General features: G+C 55.4%; 13 protein-coding genes. 9 read left to right on the top strand and 4 right to left on the bottom strand.

Annotated elements, in window-relative coordinates; translation table 11 throughout:
• The first annotated feature begins 131 nt into the window (after positions 1–131).
• The 5 genes from GOW16_RS12400 to GOW16_RS12380 all read left to right on the top strand — a co-directional run bounded on the left by GOW16_RS12400 (position 132) and on the right by GOW16_RS12380 (position 9,607).
• Positions 132–3,953: an Ig-like domain-containing protein gene (locus GOW16_RS12400; protein ID WP_170415389.1), complete on the top strand. Its 3,822-nt coding sequence runs from the start codon at positions 132–134 to the stop codon at positions 3,951–3,953.
• Positions 3,954–4,013: 60 nt separating this feature from the next.
• Positions 4,014–4,820, top strand: a complete 807-nt coding sequence (locus tag GOW16_RS12395; RefSeq protein ID WP_170415387.1) for a SapC family protein — start codon at positions 4,014–4,016, stop codon at positions 4,818–4,820.
• Positions 4,821–4,969: 149 nt separating this feature from the next.
• Positions 4,970–6,169 carry a TolC family protein gene (locus GOW16_RS12390; protein ID WP_170415385.1) on the top strand — a complete coding sequence of 400 codons (1,200 nt, stop codon included), beginning with the start codon at positions 4,970–4,972 and terminating at the stop codon, positions 6,167–6,169.
• A complete protein-coding gene (locus GOW16_RS12385; protein WP_170415383.1) occupies positions 6,166–8,313 on the top strand; it encodes a type I secretion system permease/ATPase in 2,148 nt (715 codons plus the stop codon). The genes GOW16_RS12390 and GOW16_RS12385 overlap by 4 nt, the downstream gene beginning before the upstream one ends.
• Entirely contained in the window at positions 8,297–9,607 is a 1,311-nt protein-coding gene (locus tag GOW16_RS12380; RefSeq protein WP_170415381.1) for an HlyD family type I secretion periplasmic adaptor subunit, read from the top strand. Before GOW16_RS12385 ends, GOW16_RS12380 begins: the two co-directional genes overlap by 17 nt.
• Positions 9,608–9,676: 69 nt before the next feature.
• Here the strand turns inward: GOW16_RS12380 and GOW16_RS12375 are convergent, their stop codons facing one another.
• The 3 genes from GOW16_RS12375 to GOW16_RS12365 form a co-directional block, all read right to left on the bottom strand.
• The gene (locus GOW16_RS12375; protein WP_170415379.1) at positions 9,677–10,375 is read right to left on the bottom strand and encodes a response regulator transcription factor; all 699 of its coding nucleotides are present in this window, start codon (positions 10,373–10,375) and stop codon (positions 9,677–9,679) included.
• Positions 10,375–12,276 carry a PAS-domain containing protein gene (locus GOW16_RS12370; RefSeq protein WP_254429760.1) on the bottom strand — a complete coding sequence of 634 codons (1,902 nt, stop codon included), beginning with the start codon at positions 12,274–12,276 and terminating at the stop codon, positions 10,375–10,377. The genes GOW16_RS12375 and GOW16_RS12370 overlap by 1 nt, the downstream gene beginning before the upstream one ends.
• A 94-nt stretch (positions 12,277–12,370) precedes the next feature.
• The gene (locus GOW16_RS12365) at positions 12,371–13,903 is read right to left on the bottom strand and encodes a sulfatase-like hydrolase/transferase (RefSeq protein WP_170415375.1); all 1,533 of its coding nucleotides are present in this window, start codon (positions 13,901–13,903) and stop codon (positions 12,371–12,373) included.
• Positions 13,904–14,185: 282 nt separating this feature from the next.
• Here GOW16_RS12365 and GOW16_RS12360 point away from each other — a divergent pair, with 282 nt between their 5' ends.
• The 4 genes from GOW16_RS12360 to GOW16_RS12345 are packed head-to-tail and all read left to right on the top strand — an operon-like array spanning position 14,186 to position 18,084.
• Positions 14,186–15,298: an ABC transporter permease gene (locus GOW16_RS12360; RefSeq protein WP_254429759.1), complete on the top strand. Its 1,113-nt coding sequence runs from the start codon at positions 14,186–14,188 to the stop codon at positions 15,296–15,298.
• A gap of 1 nt (position 15,299) precedes the next feature.
• Positions 15,300–16,115: an ABC transporter ATP-binding protein gene (locus tag GOW16_RS12355; protein WP_170415371.1), complete on the top strand. Its 816-nt coding sequence runs from the start codon at positions 15,300–15,302 to the stop codon at positions 16,113–16,115.
• 5 nt (positions 16,116–16,120) lie between these two features.
• A complete protein-coding gene (locus GOW16_RS12350) occupies positions 16,121–17,437 on the top strand; it encodes an MlaD family protein (protein ID WP_170415369.1) in 1,317 nt (438 codons plus the stop codon).
• The gene (locus tag GOW16_RS12345) at positions 17,434–18,084 is read left to right on the top strand and encodes an ABC-type transport auxiliary lipoprotein family protein (protein ID WP_170415367.1); all 651 of its coding nucleotides are present in this window, start codon (positions 17,434–17,436) and stop codon (positions 18,082–18,084) included. The genes GOW16_RS12350 and GOW16_RS12345 overlap by 4 nt, the downstream gene beginning before the upstream one ends.
• Positions 18,085–18,126: 42 nt before the next feature.
• Here GOW16_RS12345 and GOW16_RS12340 read toward each other — a convergent pair.
• The coding region (locus tag GOW16_RS12340; RefSeq protein WP_170415364.1) for a vWA domain-containing protein at positions 18,127–19,960 on the bottom strand (1,834 nt) is incomplete at its 5' end.

Here is a 19,960-nt window from a genome sequence, read left to right as displayed (position 1 = left end):
TGAAAACGAGGAGTTCGGTTTCAGTTTAACGCAATTTTTCCTGGTCCGACTGCATGAGTCACAAAAGCGAAAGACTGATGAACAAAACCTGGCCCGCCCGGGCGGACGCGAACATCACATGTGAGGGTAATATGACCAAAGAACATGATCCCAAAGTGACAACTGAAAAAGTTGGATCAGAAACCGGTCGCAAGGACCATATTCGCCGGTGGATTGATGGCAAAATGCGACGCTGGGCCGGGCGTGGAATCGCCGGTGGGCTCAGTTCTACACTCATGGCGCTGCCTGCATTGGCCCAGGCAACTATAGAAGAGCTCTATGCCTTTCAGTTTGCGGAAACGATTCCCGGCGTCCGGTCAGTAAAGCTGTTGGAGAACGGGGATGTGCAGCTAAAAATGATCGATGGCACCACGATGGTTGTTGCAGCCGAGAACGTACAAGTTCTGGACAGTGGCGCCATTATGATTGCGGAAGACGCAGTGACTGAAATTGCGCAATTCAGTCTTGCCGCCGAAGCAGGCGGGGCCGCTGCAGCAGGTGGCGGCATCACTGGCGTCGGTGCTGCACTTGGCGGTTTGGGTCTGGCTGGCGCGGCCGCGGCAGGTGGCGGAGGAGGAGACAGCGGTGGCTTTCAACCGGCACCCCCGACGGCGCCTCAGGTCTTGAACCTAGCGCAAGCGCAATCCACAGCACTCAGCAGCGCGGAAACGAACATCCGGATCCCGAATGGGACCGAAACTGTGGAACTGACGATCGGGTCTGTTGTCAAGACAGTGCCCCTAAATCCCGATGGAAGTTGGAGCTTTTCGCTGACTTCCACCGAAGCCGCCAGCCTGCCGCAAGGGGTACAGAACGTAACGGTTCGTCACTTGGGCAGCAGCGGGCAGGAATTGTCGGTCGAAACGGTATCCTACAACATCGACACTATCCCCCCCACTCTGACTATTTCCGGACTGTCGGACGGCGCGGTCGTCAATGCTTCGGAAATGGCAACAGACCTTACTGTATCCGGGACGACAAACGCAGAAAATGGCCAGACCGTAACAGTCGCTATGAACGGTCAGACATATTCTGGCACCGTGAGCAACGGGCAATGGGCCGTCACTATTCCCGCCGGCGATCTCGCCGGACTACCGGATGGCGAAACGGTCATTTTGACCGCAGATGTTTCAGATCTGGCGGGCAATCCGGCAGCACAGATCAGTGAGAGTTTTGAGACCGACTTTACCGCGCCCACCATTTCTCTGGACCCGCTACCTGTCGATAAAATCGAATTGGTCGACGTTCAGAATGATATGGAACTGGGCGGATCGACAACAGCAGCTGATGGCCAGACGGTTACGGTTGATTTCGGTGGGCAGACCTATTCGACAACCGCTTCCGACGGCAGTTGGAGTGTCACTGTTCCCGCCGCTGACCTTGCAAATCTGCCTTCAGGTACTCCGGTGTCAGTGCAGGTCATTGTCAGCGATGCCGCAGGAAACATTTCGGTTCCGGCAACTGCGTCGGTCCCGGTGGATCTGACTGGCCCTTCGGTTGCCATATCGCCGCTTTCGGTAGGATCCGCTTTGAACGCGGTTGAGGTCGTTTCGGACCTGACCGTTTCTGGCATCACCGGCAACGTAGAAGACGGCCAACAGGTCACAGTCGTACTGGACGGTCAAAGTTACTCAGGCATCGTTTCCGGAGGCAATTGGTCCGTTAACATTCCGGCGTCCGACCTCGGGGCATTGGCGGATGGAGATTCGTTCACCATCACTGCGGATGTGTCAAATGCAGATGGGGTTGCAGCCAGCCAGGCCAATACATCTGTTTCCAAGGATGTCACAGCTCCGAGCCTGTCCATCGATAGTTTTTCCGATGGTGCCGTCATGAATGCAGCTGAGCGTGGCACGGACCTGACGATCTCCGGGGCAACAGATGCGGAGGATGGGCAATCCGTGATCGTGTCGCTAAATAGCCAAGACTATGCTGGCACCGTTTCTGGCGGGGTCTGGAGCGTAACTGTGCCTGCTGTAGATCTGGCCGGGCTTTCCGATGGTGCTACAATCTCGGTAACCGCAAATGTGTCAGACGCAGCAGGAAACCCTGCCGTACAGGCAAGCAGCAGTTTTGACACCGACTTTTTGCCCCATTCAATCGCTGTCACCACCGTATCCGACGGCGCGGTAATGAATTTGGCAGAACGTGGCACAAATCTGACCGTTTCAGGCACTTCCGACGCCCCGGATGGCACCAGCGTGACCGTTGAGATCGTCAGGGCAGATGGCACAGTTGACCTGAGCAATACCACAACCGTCAGTGGCGGGGCGTGGACGTTTGTCGCACCCGCAGCCAGCCTAAGTGGCCTGCAAGACGGTGAAACCTACAGTGTGAACGCAACGGTTTCAGACGCCGCCGGAAACAGCGCCAGCGCCAGCGCAGGGTTCAGTACAGATTTCACTGCGCCAACCGTGACGATAAACCCATTGTCGGTCGGGATGGTCCTGGACGTCTTGGAAAAGGACAACGACCTGTCCGTTTCAGGGGCAACATCGGCGGAAGACGGGCAAACGGTCACTGTCATGCTGGATGGTCAACCGTATACCGGTGTCGCCTCGGGTGGCGCATGGTCGGTCACTGTACCTGCCGCAGATCTTGCCGGTCTGTCAGACAGTACAAACTTCACCATTTCAGCGGCGGTCGATGACTTCGCTGGCAATAGCGCCTCTCCGGCAACCGTAACACTCGCCACGGATTTCCGGCCGCTATTGGACCTGAATTCTGTAGGGACAAACAATTCCGTATCACTCAGCGACGCGCAGAGTTCCGGAGTAGTTGTGTCTGGCACATCCGTTGGCCTCAGCGCTGGCCAATCGGTGAATGTAACACTCAACAGCAACTCCGTCGGCACCGCTATTGTCGCAGGTGACGGCACTTGGTCGTTGACAGTTCCATCGTCTGAGTTCACGGGCGTTTCAGCGGGTGATGACCTGAACTTTCAGGCGCAGGCGACGGTTTCTGGTGGGCCTGATCCACTGCCCGCCAATGGCGAGGCGACGGCGCATGTACCAGGCGCTTACGTCATTACCGAAGCTGGCCGGAGCGGATCGACGATCACCTTCCAGGTTTTCGCCGACGCCGATCGCGACATTTCCAGCGGGCTGGCGATGACGATCGAGTTGGGATTTGATCCGTCTGTTGTGACCTTCGACACCGGCTCGGATGTGGGTAACGGTGCCTTCGGCCTTTATCTATCCAACCCGGTTGGAAGCAATGTGGTCAACTTTGCAGGTGTCGCAACCAGCTTTACGGATCTGAACCAACCACTGGTGACGTTCACCATGACAGTTCAGGATCCCAGCGAGCCTGTCGAGCTGACGCTCACAACTCCGGATGGCGGTCCGTCTACCGTTGTTCTTGGGACCAATGGAAATGACACATTGGTCGCGAGCGATGTAGACAGCTTTATCCGTGGTCAGGACGGCGATGACTCAATCGACGTCTCGGATGCGGGTCGCGATGTTGTGGTTTTCGAGGCGGACCCTGCGGTCAACGGTGTGGATACGGTTACGGGCTTCGCACTCGGCGCCGAGGCGGACGTAGCAGATGCGTTGATGTTTAGCGGCCTCGACCCCTCGACTTTGCGTGGTGATGGCACCGGCGTTGAAACAATGAATGTCGGAAGCGCAGTTGGTGCCAACACGGGCATCGTGGGTCTAACCACGGTCCTGGCTGATCTGTCGCTCGACACTATCGAAACCGCTGTCGAAAGTCTGACCGGAATACAGGCGGGCGATGAAATCTACGTATTGGCAACGGATGGAGACGACAGCGTTCTGGTCAAAGTCGACTACTCTGCCCCGGCCACGGCCACCGTCGAAACCATGGCGCATTTTTCGGGGTTAGACGACCTAAGCGGATTGAGCGCGGACAATATCCTGATCAGCGACCCAACCGGGGCAACGGCCTGATCAAAACACGGGCTGCCGGTTTCTCGACCAGCGGCCACTCCATATACCAAAGGATCACACATGGCACAGAACGGCCTGTTTCCAGTCACCTATGCGCGGCACCGTGACCGATATTGGAAGCGCTTTTCGTCTTATCACTTTGCGAAAGCCCAACATGCTTGCCCGATCGTGGAAAAAGAGGTTCTCCTAGTCGCTGCCTCTTTTCCAATGTTGTTTCGCGAAACTGAGGGCGGAATTGAACCCGTCGCGCTGTTTTCGTTGGCCCCAGGCGCGCCGACCCCTTTCGTGTCCGACGATGGCCGATGGTTGGCCCCCTACATTCCATCCGCGTTGCGATGCCCGCCTTTTCAAGCAGGATTGAAGGATCACAATGAATGTGACTTGCAATTGCTGATCGATGAGACGTCCGGATTGGTCACCGCCTCTCCGGAAGACGAACCATTCTTTACTGATGCAGGAGAGTTGACCCCTGAACTTTCCAACGTATTCAGATTTATGCGCGCACGTGAGGCCTCTGCCATTGCCACTCAGTCGATGTGCAACGTTATCCGAGGGATGGACCTTTTCAAGCCAATGACAATCCACGACAATATTGCGCTGCCAGCCGGGTATCGGAGCGTGGATTTCCAGCGCCTGAATGCGCTTTCTCAAACCGAGAAACTTGCGTTGCTCGATGCCGGTGCAATTCAATTGCTGCACGCCCACCAGGTTTCTCTATCACACATTGCCTGGTTGTCGCGTGCGCAAAAGCAGTTGGTGCAATCAAAACCGAAAAACCAATGTACTGAAGATTCAGATTTTTCGCGTTTCCTTACCGCTATGGCACACGCGCAATGCGACGAGCTGCTAGAGATTGGCGAGATGTGAATATGCCCATACTCAGCCGCATCCGTACTCACAAATTCCTTGCCTGCTTGCTAACTCCCTTGATGGCAGCTTGCGCGCCTCCACCTGACCTCATGGCTGTAGAGGTATCTCTGTCCAAGGGCTCTGTTGGGGTTGGTGCGCAGCCCCCGATGCCGCGCCTTGCACAAAGCGAATTTGGTCAACGGGTGCGGGAGGCGGTTGAAACCAACCCCAACCTTGCCCAAAGCGAAACACGACTCGAGATCGCAGGTGCCAACGAAAAAGCCGCTAAAGGTGCTTTCCTTCCCCGTGTCTCAATGGGCATCAATGCCCGGTCACAACGTGTAAATTCTGATATTGCGGACCTAACGCCGTATCTGCGAGTTTCGCAGCTTGTGTATGACGGCGGCGCCGCGTCGGGAGAACTGGCTGCCGCTCAAGCACGCGTGCTTGAAAGCCGGGGCGGTCAACTGCAAACCGCAGCGGCTTTGGCTCTTGCCGCGATCGAAGCGTATGTCGTGGTTCTTGATCGACGCAAAATTCTGGAAATTTCGACCCAGAACGTAGAAGTGCACACAGAGATTGTACGCCAGATCACTGAACGCACCGAGCAGGGCGTGGGGTCGAGTGCCGACGTGTTAACCGCACGTTCCCGCATGGCGGATGCGCGTACACAGCTTGCCGATGCTGAGGCGCGCGTAGACAGAGCAGAGGCACAGTACCACGAAATTTTTGGTCGGGCGCCAGGTGCGCTTGCTGCGCCGGTTGCTGCGCCCAAGCTGCCAAGTACCGACGCACAAATCGTTTTGGACAGCCCGCAAGTGCGGCGGGCGAATGCCGCTTTGATCGCGGCGCAGGCTGAGCTCAACGCGGCAATTGCGCGGCGGCAGCCAGGTGTGGAAATTGCGGCCTTTGCCGATCGCAATGACAGCAATGACGCCAATTTCGGTGTTGATTTGTCCGTAAACTACGAATTGGACAGCACGGGCCAACGCCGGGCCGCCATAACTGCTGCACAAGCTCAGGTAAGAGAGGCCGAATTCGCACGTGAGACGTTAATTCGAGAAATCCGTCGCGAGTTAGAGTTTATCCGTTCAGATCAGAATGCGGGCGCAGTTCGCCTTCAAGCGGCGCGTTTGGCGGCCCAGGCCAATGCCGAAAGTGTGGAAGCTGCGCGCGCTCAATTTACCATCGGCCGGCGCAGCCTGATCGAGATTCTGGACGCTCAGCGAGACTATGTGAACGCGCAACAAAGGTTGATTTTGGCGGAACAGAGCTTCTTCCTCACAAATTACGCTGTTCTCAGTCTTACCGGGGACATTTTGGATTACCTCGGGATTTCAATAACAAGCAAAGGTGGAGGTTCATGACCGCGTTGAAGTCATTGACAGTTACACAACAGCTTTCTCCATTGGAAAAATGCCTACTTCATGTAGCCGCGCATCTTGATCGTTCGCTTACTGTTGCGGCACTGCACGCGGCTCAATCTGACGCCGCAGGCTTTCTGACAGCGCGAGATGCAATCGAGGTCGCCCATAGTGCCGGGTTGCAGGCGGGTTTCGGTTCGCGAAAGCTTGCGGATTTCGATGAAACCCTGGTTCCAGCGATTTTGCTTATGGAAGGCGACAAGGCGGTTGTGTTTCATGGACGTGCAAAGAGTGGCCTTCTTCTGATTTTCGATCCTGCGATGGGTGAGGGCATCGGCGAAGCTGACGAAAAAGATGTTGCCAAACGCTACACCGGATACGCTCTTTTGTTTCGACGCAGTCATAAAGAGGAAACGTCAAACAGAAATACGTCCACATCCGGGCATTGGTTCTGGTCGGCTATGTTGGCAAACCGCTGGTCTTATGCGCAGGTGGTTCTTGCCGCGGCAGTCGCGAATTTGCTGGGCCTTTCCACATCCGTTTTCATAATGGTTGTCTATGACAGGGTTCTTCCCAATGAAGCGACAGAATCCCTGATCGCGCTGACTGCTGGAGTTGGTCTTGCCCTAGCTTTTGATTTTATCCTCAAGCTCTTACGCGCCGGTTTCATCGATCGAGCCGGGAAAAAGGCCGATATGTTCATAGGGCGGCGCATTTTTGACCAAGTTTTGAACATAAAAATGAAATCGAAATCCGGATCAACCGGTGCCATAGCAAGCACCATCCGTGAATTCGAAACCCTACGTGAATTCTTTACGTCGGCAACTCTGGTCGCCCTGGTGGATCTGCCTTTCATCGTCCTGTTTATTTTGGTCATTCATCTCATTGGCGGACCTTTGGCTGTGATACCTGCCCTCGCTGTTCCGATTGTGTTGATTGCGGGCCTGGCCGTTCAACCAGTACTCTCGCGCCTGGCCGAAAAGAGTTTTGTGGACGGCCAGTCAAAACAATCCGTTCTGGTCGAAACTGTTTCTGGCCTTGAGACCATCAAAACAACGGCAGCATCCAGACAGATGCGTGCGCGCTGGGACGATGCCATCGAGCGTCAGTCTTCGCATGGAATCCGCAGTCGTACAGTAACTCAATTCGCATTGAATCTGACGGGCTTCACACAACAGGCGGCGCAAGTCCTGACTGTATTCTACGGCGTGTTCTTGATCACCGAAGGTCAGGCAAGTATGGGTGCGCTGATCGCGTCGGTGATGCTAACTGGACGCGCTCTGGCACCGCTGGGACAACTTGCCCAAACACTCACTCGCGTGAACCAAGCGCGCAGCGCGTATCGAAATCTGAACACGCTGATGCAGGCGGAAAATGAACGACCAGAAGGGCGCAATTGGATCAGCCGTCCGCATGTGAAAGGCCGCATTTCGTTCAAAGATGTGCATTTTGCCTATCCGGAGCAAGCCGAAGATGCCCTTTCAGGTGTCTCGTTCGACATAGAACCGGGTGAAAAAGTCGCCATTCTGGGCCCGATTGGATCTGGAAAAAGCACCATTGGGCGTCTGATGCTGGGTTTATTCGAGCCGAGGACAGGTTCGGTGATGCTGGATGGCGTCGATATACGGCAGATTGATCCGGGCGACCTACGTCGCAATGTCGGTTCGGTTTTACAGGAAATTTGGCTGTTTTCCGGTTCAATTCGCGACAACATTGCAAGCGGCGCGGTACGCCCCAGGGATCAGGATTTGATCAGAGCAGGACGGATCGCTGGAGTTGAAGATTTTGTAGCGCATTGCCCCAACGGGTATCACCAGCAACTGGCTGAACGTGGCGAGGGGCTATCGGGTGGCCAGCGTCAAGCTATTGCGCTTGCTCGGGCACTGATTGGACGCCCACCGGTACTGCTATTGGATGAGCCAACCAGCGCGATGGACGTGAAGACGGAAGCGGAGGTTATCGAGCGCCTGAAACAGGAAACCAAGGACACCACAATGGTAATTGTCACACATCGAACCAGCCTGCTCGGGCTGGTTGACAGGGTCATCGTGATCGAGCGTGGCCAGGTCGGCGCCGACGGCCCCAAAAGCATACTGAACCGACACAAACGCGCAACTGGGAGACACCTGAATGTCGCGGCATCCTGATCTAGCCACAATGGCCAAGGAGATGCGTGGGAAATCTCCGTTGGGAGGGTCTCTCTTGTTGCTTGTTATCCTTGCTTGTCTGGTGTCCGCTGGACTGTGGGCATATGTGACAGAGCTGGACGACGTGACACGCGTAGATGGCCGGATTGTTCCATCGGCGGACGTTCAACTGATCGAGGCGACCGAACCCGGGGTTCTGGAATCCCTGCACGTCGCCGAGGGGCTGGTTGTCGAAAAGGGAACGTTGTTGATGGAATTCGACACAACGCAGATCGACAGTCAGTTGAGCCAGGAGCAGCAGCGCGCCTTTGGATTGATGGCGCGCGCCCAAAGACTGCGCGCAGAAATCAACGGCACCGAGCTTACATTCTCAACAAGTCTTCTTGAAGGCGCTCCGGAAGTTGTGAGGTCTGAAACTGCTTTGTTCCAGGGGCGAGAAACGGAGCTGGCAGCTGAAATCGCCATTCTTGAACGCCAGCGTGAACAACGTCATCGGGAGTATGAAGAAGGGCAGGTCGACGAGGTAACGGCCGAAGAGACGCTCCGGATCCTGGCAGAAGAGCACGCAATCATGGCACCTTTGGTGGAAAATCAGATGGAGCCAGCAACAACGCTATTGTCACTACGCCGTAGCTCGGCCGAGTGGGAAGGGCGCAAGGTTCGTGCAATGGCAGTGACGAACAGACTGAAAACCGGACTGGAAGAAATTGACGATCGAATCCGAGCCGCACATAGCAGATTTCGGAGCGCAGCGTTGACCGACCTTGCAGTTACAACAGCTGAGCTTGCAGCACTTCGACCGACTCTGCCAGCTTTGCAAGACCGCGCGGACCGCGCGCAAGTCAGGTCTCCAGTACGCGGAATTGTAAATCGCATTCACCGGACAACCATCGGCGGGTTGGCACGTAGCGGTGAAGAACTGATTGAGATAGTTCCGATGGACGACAGGCTTCTCGTTGAAGCCTATGTGCGCCCAGAAGACATCGCGTTTTTGCACGCAGGGCAGTCTGTAAAGGTGAAAATCACCGCTTATGATTTCGCCCGCTACGGCGCATTGGACGGCGAAATCACCCGAATTGGCGCGAACACAATCACAAGGCCGGAACGTAATGACGAAGAAGTTTTTGTCATCGAAGTGCAAACACGTCACGCGATACTTGACGCGAACGGCGTAGCCGTCGAAATCATTCCCGGAATGATTGCAGAAGTGGATATCCTGTCAGGCAAGAAAACGGTACTGGAGTATCTTCTGCAGCCCGTGATCAAAATCAAGGACCGGGCGCTGCGCGAATAGATGAGCACTGCTGAAAAACAAACCGTTGACTGGTGTTTCTGCGTGGCAGGTCGCCCTTTCGGCCGCCGCTTACCATTCGACGTCGCCCAAGAATATATATCCGGCGCCATATATGGTCTTGATTAAGCGGGGGTTTTTGGGGTCTTCACCCAGTTTGGTCCGCAACCGAGATATTCTGACATCCATCGCACGATCAAAGCTTTCGCCAACAGCGCCACCCAGGGATTCTTGCATTTGAGCGCGGCTGATCAAACGTTTCGGGCTTTCCAGAAACAGCCTCAGCACTTCCCCTTCCGCATGGCTGAACGGGGTCTCGACACCGGACCCGTCTTTCAGGATGTAGCGGTCGAAATAGGCCGTCCAGCCGTTAAACCGCGCCACGTCCGACTGCGTGGTCAGCGCTCTGGGCGATCGCAACCGCGCCCGAACGCGCGCCACAACTTCGGCCGGGTCGAATGGCTTGGTTATGTAATCATCTGCCCCCAATTCTAGCCCGGTGACCCGATCCTGCACCTGCGCGCGACCGGAGATAATGATAACCGCAGCCCCCTGCTCCAGTGCCAGCCGGTGGACCAATGCCAAACCGTCTGTATCCGGTAAGGACAGATCCACCAGGCAAACGTCCGGCGTGACACGCTTGAGCGAAGCTTCAAATTCTCGCGCGCGCGAAAAGCTCTGAGTGCGAAAGCCTGCTTCTTCAAGCGCATCAGTCAGAATACGCCGTATCTCGGGTTCATCATCGACAATGGTCACCAGCGGTTGGGTCATCAGGCAGCCTCGTCTCGGATCAGGGCGGACAGTTGCGCCCGCGTGAATGGTTTGCGCAAAACCGGAGCGCGTTTCAGCGCCTCACGATGCAATGGATCGGCATAAGGCAACGAAGTCATCAAAATGCGAGGCAAAGCGGGGTCCAGCATTGCCAAAAGATCCAAACCCGTCTTCTGACCTTCGAGGCGAATATCAGACAGAACCAAAGCAATATCTTTGACATCAGTTACCAAGGCGACGCCTTCGTCATAAGATGTAGCCTCAATCACCGCGAACCCGATGTCGACCAACATATCGCGGAACTGGCTGCGCAGATCGTCGCTGTCTTCGACCAAAAGAACCAACCCTTCCTGTACCGGGGGGGCTGTGCGGTACGGCAGGCGCAAGATAACGGATGCACCTGACGGAGTATTTCGCAAACTCAGGTCGCCACCGGTCAGTTTGACAGTATCGTAGACCATCGGCAAACCGAGTCCCGACCCTTTGTCGCCCTTTGTTGTGAAAAATGGGTTCAGGGCCTTTTCCAACGCATCTTTCGAAAACCCGGGGCCAGTGTCCGACACAGCGATCTCCGTCCAAATCTCACCGATTGTATGGGCGCTTATTGTGATCTGCCCGGTTTCTCCACAAGCATCGCGCGCATTCAGCACGAGGTTCAACAACGCGTCCTGAACCATTCCCGGGTCAAGCATAAGTGCTTTGTCTGGCAACGTGTTAACGACCGACAAGCCAACCCCGCGTGGCAGGGATGGAGAGGCCAGAATACGCAGATCTTCGAGCAACCCGCGCATGTCCGTTGCTTTTGGTTGTGGCGTCCGGCTGCCTGTCATATCGGCAATACGATTCAGCAATTGTCCGCCCCTGCGCGCTGTCTGCTTGGTCGCATCTATCAGTTCGCGCGCATCTTCGGGCAAATCCATCTTTTCCAACCGGGACTGCATGCCCAGAATAATTGTCAACAGGTTCGAGAAATCATGCGCCAATCCGCTGGTCATCTGGGCGGCCATCGCGCGGCGGCGGGTTTGCTGCAACGCGACACGCGCTTGCGTTTCCTCGGTAATGTCGACGGACATAATGTAAACGCCGCCTTGTCCATCAGGTGTGAAGGATACACGAATGCGTCTGGAGTCCTGATCTTCAGTAAACTCGAAAACTGAGGTCTCTCCGTTATAAGCCATTTTCAGATGCGTCTCGACGCGAGAAAAGGCGGCAGAGCCCAATGCCTGAGAAATATGCATACCCAAAATCTCGGACGGGCGACCGGGCATGACCGAATTGAGCCGGCGGTTCGAATAGTCGTAACAGCCTTCGGCATTCAGATGTGCAATGTGGGCTGGCATCATCTCGGTTGTCATACGGGTGCGCGCTTCGATCTCGGTCAATTGGCGCTTGGCTTCTTCCAGTGCCGAGTTCGTGGCCGCCAGTTTTCTATTCGCTGCCGACAGCTCCTCGGCCCGGTCGAGCAATTGACCGGAAAGCTCTTCGGAACGGGCGCGTAACAGGGCTTCGGCCTGTTTCGTATTGGTGATGTCCGTATAGACCGCCACCCAACCGCCTTTGGGCAGGGGGGCACCCTCAACCGAGATAACCTGACCATTAGAACGAACACGCTCGATGTAATGAGGTTCGAATGTCAGTGCCTGATTGACACGCAATTCGACGGCCTCTTCGACGTCATCGACATCGCCATATTCGCCACTGGATGCGAGGTATCGGATTGTGTCACGGAACAACGCGCCGGGCTGGACAAGATGGTCCGGCAAATCGAACATTGTCTGAAACGGACGATTGCTGACCACCAACCGAAGCTCACTGTCATAAATCGACAGGGCCTGGCCGATCAGGTTCAGACCAGCCGTCGTCATGGATTTTATCTGTTGCTCTGTTATTTCCAAATCCATCCTCCCCGCGACACATGCGTAACACCGGATCTGTTGCAGGTGTAGGGGGCAAGAGCGCGACAGATTGGGACGACGGGTCGCAAGTGCTGTGCGTTCAATACCTCGGTTTGGTCTTTGGACCATCCGCTGTAATGGAATCCAAGGACAGTGTATGATCCATATTTTTCATGCGATGGCGCAACATTTGTCTGGATAGCCGCGTCAAGACCACCATATATTCGGGATCTTCCGCTTTGTTTCGCAATTGTCCGCCATCCTGGTGATCGAACAGGATGGGCGGAAGGTCTGCGGCGAATTCGACCAGCGTGAAACGTTCATCTCTCAGGATGCCCAGACACGAGTCGCTATTGCCCGTCCCCAAAACCTGTTGCCATATTGTGGGTTTTTCGGGCTCTGCAAAATCCAATTCGCTGAAGGAGTAGGCGCGCCAATCGTCGGGGATTTGTCCTTTCATCAGCGGCAGCAACGACCGGCCATCCATAGAGTTTGGGATCGTCTGGCCAATCCAATCCAGTATCGTCGGAGTTACGTCGATGGATTCCGTTGGTACGGAAATCATCGATCCGGCATACTTTTGACTTTTAGGGTCCCTGATTATCAATGGCGTTTTGTAGGCAGCATCATAGACCGACATCTTGCCCCAGCTATGTCGGTCGCCCAGCATTTCTCCATGATCCGCAGTGATGACAACCAACGTGTCGTCGTATTGACCGCTATCCTTCAGAAACTGGATTACACGCCCGACGTGATGGTCGACCTCGGTCGCCAGGCCCAGATAGACGGCACGCAGCGTTTGGATGTTTTCCAGCGTCGGCTCGACACCGTCAAAGCCCAGAACAAAGTCACCGGCCGAAGTATTGTCAATTGTCGGGCCAAGAAACGGGTGCATCGCCCGCTCATCCAACGGATCGGAAAACCCTTCGGGACGGGGCAATGTCGATGGGTCATACATGCTGTTATAGGGCGCCGGAGCGACCAAAGGCGGGTGTGGGCGAATATAAGTGAGATGGGCAAACCAGTTTTTTCCAACATAGGGTGCCATGCTGTTGAGGAACACATCCGTAAGGAAAGCTGTGTCGCTGTCTTCAGCCCGGTACATCGCCGGGTCGTTCAACCGGGGCTGCCCGCCTTGCGGCGCAACCGGTTTGTGGACATCCCAATAGTCCTCAAACTTATACCCCTTTTGCATCAGATGGCCGCGCCAAGGATACGATTCTTCCAGCCGCATTTCGAGAACCTCGTGAAACCCCTCCATGGGGTGTTCATAGGATTTCAGAATCGGATCGTTGCGATCAAACACCCGAGGGTCCGCGGATGTATCTGTGTACCCAAACAGCATCGGCAAATAGCCCGCTTTACGCATTTCAGTTGCGATGTTCGGGGTATCATGCCGCAGTGGGGTTCCGTTCCGAACCGATCGGTGGTTCATCGCATATTGCCCGGTCAAGATTGAGACACGTGATGGGCCGCAGGGATTGGTCACTGAAAAATGCCGTTCGAACGTCACCGCCTCGCCCATGAAAGCACGCATGTTTGGCAGATCGACATGGTCCGCTAAGGCTCCGTTCAGACAATCGGCGCGCAACTGATCGATGATGATGAACAAAACATTTTTGGCCTGCCCCATTTAGCTCTCCCTGATTCCACAAAAGTGGTGCCAGAGCGAACTCTGTCTTGCTTCGCAAAGCCGGGCAACTGCTGAGTTTCGGCCCGCCAACAGAAAAACAGATTAAACTGAAATGATCTTGCGGCGGACAGCTGGTTTTATTGCATATCCTGCTGCACCCACAGTATTGGCAGCCAGACGTGTCACTCAGACGCTATTGGGCGACAAGAATTACGATGTGGTTCGCAAAAATCCGTTGCAGGTCAATGTCCTTTGCCATCACATACGCACATGACGCAGCCAATGATACAGTCGGACCGTGACGCCAATGGCGTTTACCTGCGGGTTTCGGGTGATCTGCTGACTCAATCCCTGGACATTGTCGAAAAAGCGTTTGAAGGATTTCAGACGGATAGCGGCACTCTAACTGTCGATCTTTCAAAGGTCGAAGCATTGGATACCGGTGGCGCATGGCTGATCGCCGATGTTGCGCGTCGTGCAAAGGCAAGTGGCGCGACGGTGCATTATGAGGGGCTTAGTCCCGCCCATTCCGCGCTGCTGGAGACTGTGGCGGAAAACATCTCGGACGACCGCGTCGCCGAAGTCGAACACCGCAGCTTTACCGATTGGGTCGCGAGCGTCGGGGAACGCACTGCGCAGGCCGGAAAAGACCTGCTTTCCCTGTTAGAATTCTTGGGTCTGACGCTGCACCGATTGGTTCGCACATTTCTGATGCCGTGGCGCTTACGCAAAGCTGCGTTGGTCTCACAAATGGAAGAAACCGGATTCAAGGCTATCCCGATTGTTGCCCTCATGGGGTTTCTGATCGGTGTCGTGCTGGCCTTTCAGGGGGCAACCCAGCTGAAACAATTCGGGGCAGAGATATTCGTGGTCGAGCTGATCTCGATTTCGGTCTTGCGTGAGCTGGGCATTTTGCTGACAGCCATCATCGTCGCGGGCCGGTCCGGGTCGGCCTTTACCGCCTCGATCGGTTCGATGAAGGTTCAGGAAGAGATCGACGCCATGCGCACATTGGGTTTGGACCCGATCGAGGTGCTGGTGATCCCGCGGGTCGTCGCGCTGTTGATCATGTTGCCTATCCTTGGCTTCATCGCTGATCTTGCTGCGCTGATCGGTGGCGGATTGATGAGTTGGATTGACCTTGGCGTTAGCCCCGGCATGTTCGTTACGCGTCTAAAAGAAAACACAGGCATTTGGCAATTCGCCATTGGAATGATCAAAGCGCCCTTCTTCGCTTTGGTCATTGGTGTTGTCGCTTGTTGGCAGGCGATGCAGGTTAAAGGTTCAGCTCAGTCCGTCGGGCAAAGAACCACCGCTTCGGTTGTTCAATCCATTTTTTTGGTGATCGCATTGGATGCTCTGTTCTCGATCTTTTTCTCGGTGATGGAGGTCTGAGATGGACGGCACGACGCTGAAACAGACCCCTAAATCCGGCGCTCAGCGTGAGGCAGTCATCCGTGTCCGCAACCTGACCAACCAATTTGGCCCGCAGGTCGTGCATCAGGACCTAAACCTGGATGTTTGGCGTGGCGAAGTCTTAGGCATTGTCGGCGGGTCTGGAACCGGTAAGTCGGTTCTGCTTCGCACAATTGTGGGCCTGAACAAACCCGCGGCAGGCAGTATCGAAGTTCTGGGCGTCGACGTACTGAACGGCCCGGAACAGGAACGACGCCGGATCGAGCGTCGGTGGGGCGTTGCCTTTCAGGACGGCGCGCTGTTTTCCTCGCTGACGGTTTTGCAGAACGTGATGGCCCCGCTGCGCGAACATACAGGCCTTAGCGAAAGCCTGATGTGCGCGCTTGGCAGTCTGAAGATCAGCCTTGTTGGTCTGCCGCAGCTCAGTTGTGGTAAGCTGCCTTCCGAATTGTCCGGTGGGATGCGCAAACGCGCCGCCCTCGCCCGCGCCTTGGCACTGGATCCTGAGATTGTGTTTCTTGATGAGCCGACCGCTGGCCTCGATCCAATCGGCGCGGCGGCTTATGACGAGTTGATCGGTGAGTTGCAGCATGCTTTGGGCTTGACCGTCTTTATGGTCACGCATGACCTCGATAGTCTTTACGCCATTTGCGATAGGGTCGCAGTGCTCGCAGAAAAACGCGTCCTGGTTGAAGGTCCGATTGAAGAAATGACCAAAGTCGACCATCCTTGGGTTCAAGAGTATTTCACCGGCCCCCGGGCCCGCGCGGCGCAAGAGAAGGGGCAGGACAGGTAAAGGCAATGGAGACCCGGGCAAATTATATCCTCATCGGCGCGTTCACAATCGCGGGCATCCTGGGTGCCTTTGGATTTTTCCTATGGCTCGCAAAGTTCGAAGTGTCGCGCCAATACGCATATTATGACGTTTTGTTCGATAACGTTTCCGGTCTCTCTGCCGCTGGTGGCGTGAGCTTCAACGGTTTGCCCGTTGGACAGGTGATTTCGTTGAACCTGGACGAGGAAGATCCGTCAAAGGTTCGTGTGAAGCTTGAAGTAGATGCCGATATTCCCGTGACCGAAGACACAATTGCTCAGCTACAATCCCTGGGCGTCACGGGTGTCAGCTACGTTGAGCTGACCGGTGGCAAAAGCGGTGACAAACGCTTGGCCGAAAACAGCGTGATCAAAAGCAAACGCAGCGCGATTCAATCTTTGTTTGAAGGTGCCCCGAAGGTCTTGGACGAGGCGGTTACCTTGCTGGAGAGCCTGAACAAGGTTGTCGATGACAAGAACCGCCAATCCGTCAGCGAAATATTAGACAACCTGGCGTCTGCCTCGGGCCGGCTGGACAAAACGCTGTCGGATTTTGAAAACTTGTCCACGGATCTTGGCGGCGCGGCCAAGCAACTTGGAAACTTCACAACGCGGCTTGATAAACTGGCCGACACGGCGGAAACCACGCTGACGACCGGGACCGAAACCCTCAAAAGCGTAAAAACCGCATCCGAGTCGGCAACAGAAGCTCTGGCCAGTGCCAAAACCACAATTGAAACGGCCGATCGCGTACTACAGGACGACGTAAAACCCTTTATCGATCAGGCCTCGACATTGGCAGAGCGTCTGACCGGTTTGTCCGACGAAGGCAGCGTTGCATTGGCAACCGCCACCGAGACCTTTGTGAATGCAAACAAAACGCTGGGGTCGATCACTGCCGCGATGGAAACGGCCAACACAACATTGGCTTCGGCAGAGCGCGCTTTCGACTCGGTCAATGAAGTGATCAACAAAGACGTCGGCGCCGTCATGGACGATATCCGCAATGCGGCCAATCAGGTCGCCACAACAGTATCCAATGTGACAAGCAAACTGGACGAGATTTCGGCCGATATTCTCAGCGCATCAAGATCCGCATCCGAGTTGCTGGGAACAATCGACGGCATTGTCCAGGACAACCGGCGACAATTGTCCGACTTCCTCCGCGTCGGCCTGTCGCAATTCACGCGTTTCGTAGAAGAGTCCCAACGACTGGTGATCAGCCTGGATCGGTTGGTGGACAAGGTTGAACGTGATCCGGCTCGCTTCTTACTGGGAACCCAAGCTTCGGAGTTTCGCCAATGATCAGGCTTTTTCTTTTGATTCTGGCGTTGGTGTCGCTGGGCGCGTGCACCGGCTTGGGTACGCTGAGACAGGCATCCAAGCCAAACGACTTATACCTTTTGACGCCCAAAAGCACCTTTTCGTCTTCCTTACCGCGCGTACAAAAACAAATCGTTGTGCAGGAACCGACAGCAACCGCCGCAGTCAATACTGATCAGATCGCCATTCAACCGACCCCGTTGCAGGTTCAATACCTTCCGCGCGCCAGATGGGTCGACCGTGCGCCGCTTATCGTGCAGGCACTATTGGTTGAAAGCTATGAAAACAGCGGCAAGGTGGCTGCCGTTGGCCGGTCTACTGTGGGTCTGCGCGCCGACTATGTCATCGTTCCGGATCTGCGTGAATTTCAGGGGCTCGTTGTCAGTGATGTTGAAGGGACAAAAACCATACGTGTCGAAGTGCGCATGAACATCAAAATCATTGATGAGTTTGAAGACAAGATCATTGCGTCCAGCTCGTTCCGGGAGTTTGTCGTATCTGCAAGTGATGCAACGCCTGATCTTGTAGAAGCCTTTGATGACGCGCTAGGCAAAACCATGCGAGACGCTGTTGAATGGAGCGTACGCCGGATCAACACGCATGCGGCCAACAACCAAAGATCGTATTGATGGAACGAGGGCGCTGCGAACGCAGCGCCCAATCTACCCCCATCATCGTGACAGCGTGTCCGCAAGCCGCATGAGTGTGGCAGCTTCGGCCCTGTATCCAAAGGGATCATCACCACGGGCCGCATTCGCCAATCTGATTGCGTCCTTATAGGACCAGCTGCCTAGGTACTCGGCTCCGCGCAGCAATTGCCCGAACCCGGCGATGGCATAAGAAAAGCGTACATCGTCCGTGGCTTGGCCCTGTGCCGACAAAATGGGCTGCTCAATCAACCGACTCTGGTCGGACCCTGGCAATTTGTAACGCAGTTTGAAAAACCCGATTTCATCCGAACCGTCGCTCACTGACGTCGATCCATAGCGCAACGGATCGTTTCGGATCGCATCTGAACCAACCGGCGTGATCTCGTAAATAGCCGTGACCGAATGGCCCGCGCCGATATCACCGGCATCCACTTGGTCATTAGTGAAATCTTCACGACGCAGCGCGCGGGTTTCGTATCCGATCAGGCGATACTCGGCGATTTGCGACGGGTTGAATTCGACCTGGATTTTGACGTCATTGGCGATTGGGAACAAAGCACCTGTCAACTGATCCACCAGGACCTTTTGCGCCTCGCTCAGCGTGTCGATATACGCGGCCTGTCCGTTTCCATTTTGCGCGAGCGCCTGCATTGTGGCATCGTCCAGATTGCCGCGGCCAAAGCCGAGGACACTCAAAAATGTACCGCTGTCGCGTTTACGACCGATGAAGTTCTTCAATGTATCGGGATCAGACAAGCCGACGTTGAAATCCCCATCCGTTGCCAGAATAACGCGCGTGACCTCTTCTTCGGCACTCATGCTTTCAGCTACCTGATAAGCCTGCTGCAACCCGGCCTGACCTGCGGTCGAACCGCCTGCCTCCAGCTGATCGAGCGCGCCGAGGATTTTATCGCGCTCCACCGCTGCAGTAGGTTCCAACACCTGCCCGGCGCTGCCAGCATATGTCACGATCGAAACTTCATCCTCTGCACGCAGTTGCGACAACATCAAACGGAACGATTGCTTGAGCAGAGGTAGTTTGTTGGCATCCTGCATGGATCCGGATGTGTCGATCAGAAAGACCAGGTTCAGCGGCGGTCGTTCTTCGATCTGCGGCAATGCCCCCTGGATACCGATATGCACAAGCTGAGTACCCTCATTCCAAGGCGTCGGTGTCACTGTGATCGTCGGCCGGAACGGCGCGTCCCCTTCAGGCGCGGGATAAGAGTACGGAAAATAGTTTATCATCTCTTCCACCCGCACAGCATCTTTCGGCGGAAGTTGACCACGCATCAACGAGGAACGGACGATCGAATAAGAGGCTGTATCAACGTCAATTGAAAAAGTGGAAACCGGCTCTTCACTGGTGACTTTCAGCGGGTTGTTTTCGGCGTTAGCAAAAGCCTCAGTATCCGGCAGCTGCAGAATTCCCACCTCTGGTCGAACCACCTTATGCGTAACATCGCCCGACGTGACACCAAAGCGCGCGCCGTTTTCAACGCCTAAGCCCGAAATGCTTTGCTGAGGGGCGGCGGTTTTGGATCGCACCGGAGCGGCATACTCTTCAACAACGACCGGGGCCTCAACGACGGGTTCTTCCAAAACCGCAGAATCTGCTTCTGGTGTGGGCGCAGGGCTTTCACTGCGCGAAAGCGGCTGCACGACGATGTCGCGGGATTGCGGCACGATCATAAACAGCGCGACTGCAGCAATTGCGGTTGTAGCGGTCAGGGCACCGCGATGTGACAAAGCATTCAACATAGATTTCGCTCCTTCTGTCATGCGGGCCAATGGGCCACGCTTAACAGATGGGGTGGTTGCCGCCCTCATCAAACGGCATCGCAATGTGCCATAA

It is taken from the genome of Ruegeria atlantica, assembly GCF_013033965.1.
Classification (GTDB): Bacteria; Pseudomonadota; Alphaproteobacteria; order Rhodobacterales; family Rhodobacteraceae; genus Ruegeria; species Ruegeria atlantica_D.
This window is presented reverse-complemented; position numbering and strand designations above follow the sequence as displayed.